At 72.5% G+C, this 1,575-nt stretch carries 1 protein-coding gene; it reads right to left on the reverse strand.

What is annotated here, in order from left to right; all coding sequences use genetic code 11:
- Positions 1-70: 70 nt before the first annotated feature.
- Positions 71-1,573, reverse strand: coding sequence for an MFS transporter (locus tag Q7514_RS33075; protein WP_330137386.1), 1,503 nt, complete (start codon positions 1,571-1,573; stop codon positions 71-73).
- Positions 1,574-1,575 lie beyond the last annotated feature (2 nt).

Raw genomic sequence — 1,575 nt, forward strand, 5'->3', positions numbered from 1 at the left:
CACGGTAGGAGCGGTCGGATCCGTCGGTGTCGACGATGATCGTGCGATAGGCCGTCATGACGGGCGTCTTTCACGAGAAGGGAGCGTGTTTTGCGGGGGAAATGGTCGAGATGTATCGGCGGCGTGGTGCGCGGCCGGGGGCCAGTACTGCCAGCACGATCGCCCCGACGGTGGTGAGGGCGGCCAGGGCGAGCGCGGCCTGGCCGCTGCCGTGCACGAACGCGGCCTTGGCGAACTCGGCCAGCGGTGCGGCCACCGGTCCGGCCTGGTCGGCGACCTGCAGCGCCGCGGCCAGGGAATCGGCGACCGGGCCGCGGGCGGGCTCGGGCAACTGGGGCAGGGCGGGCTGGATGCGGTGGGTGTAGCCGGCGGCCAGCACGCTGCCGGCCACGGCGATCCCGATCGCGGCGCCGATCTCGCGGGCGGCGTCGTTGACCGCGGCGGCGACCCCGTGTTTGGCCTCGGGGGTGTCGGCGACGATGGCATAGGTCGCCGGCGCGGTGCACAATCCCAGGCCCGCGCTCATGATCAGCAGCGGCCACAGCAGGTCGAGGTAGTGCGCGGCGAGTGTCAGCCGGCTCACCAGCACCAGCCCGGCGGCGATGGTGAGCAGGCCGGCCACGGTCATCACCCGTAACCCGACCAGGCTCGACAGCCACGGCGCGATCACCGAGATCACGACCAGCGGCACCACCATCGGCGCCAACGCCAGCGCCGAGGCCAGCGGCCCGTAACCGAAGACCAGCTGCAGGTACTGCACAAGCAGCAGGAATACCCCGAAGGTGACCAGGAACTGGATGGTCACCGACAGCGACCCGGCACCGAAACCACGGCGGGCGAACAACCGCACATCCAGCAGCGGCGCCGCCGAGCGCAGCTCGACGACCACGAAGGCCGCCGTCGCGGCCACGCCGACCCCGGCGGCGGCGGCGACGAGCGGGTCGGCCCAGCCGCGCGCGGGGAACTCGATCACGGCGAACACGATCGCCGCGACAGCGACCGCCACCGCCACCGCGCCCACCCAGTCCACCTGCGGATGCTCGCGCTGGCGGGACTCGGCGATGGTGCACGCCAACCCCGCCAGCACCGCCCCGGCCACGGTCAACCCTACGAACACCGATAGCCACGACCATCGTTCGAGCAGCACCCCGGCACCGAGAATCCCCAGTATCGCCCCGGATCCGGCGACCCCGGCCCATATCCCCACCGCCCGGCCGCGATGAGCGGGGGCGAACCCTGCAGTGAGGATCGACAGCGTCGAGGGCATCACCAGCGCGGCGCCTGCCCCGGCCAGCGCGCGCGTCGCGATCAACCAGGCCGGGTCGGACAGCAGCAGCGGCAGCGCCGAGGCGGCGGCGAACACCACCAACCCCACCACCAGCACCACGCGGCGCCCGTAACGGTCACCGACGGCGCCGGCGGGCAGCACCAGACACGCCAGCACCAGCGTGTAGCCGTCGACGATCCAGGTCAGCTGGGCTTGGGTGGCCCCGGTCGCAAGCGCGATCTGCGGCAACGCCGAATACAACGCCGCCATCGCCGCGACCACCAGCGCCACCGCCAGGCACGACACCG

The sequence above is a fragment of the Rhodococcus artemisiae genome (genome assembly GCF_036327795.1).
Lineage (GTDB): Bacteria > Actinomycetota > Actinomycetes > Mycobacteriales > Mycobacteriaceae > Rhodococcus > Rhodococcus artemisiae.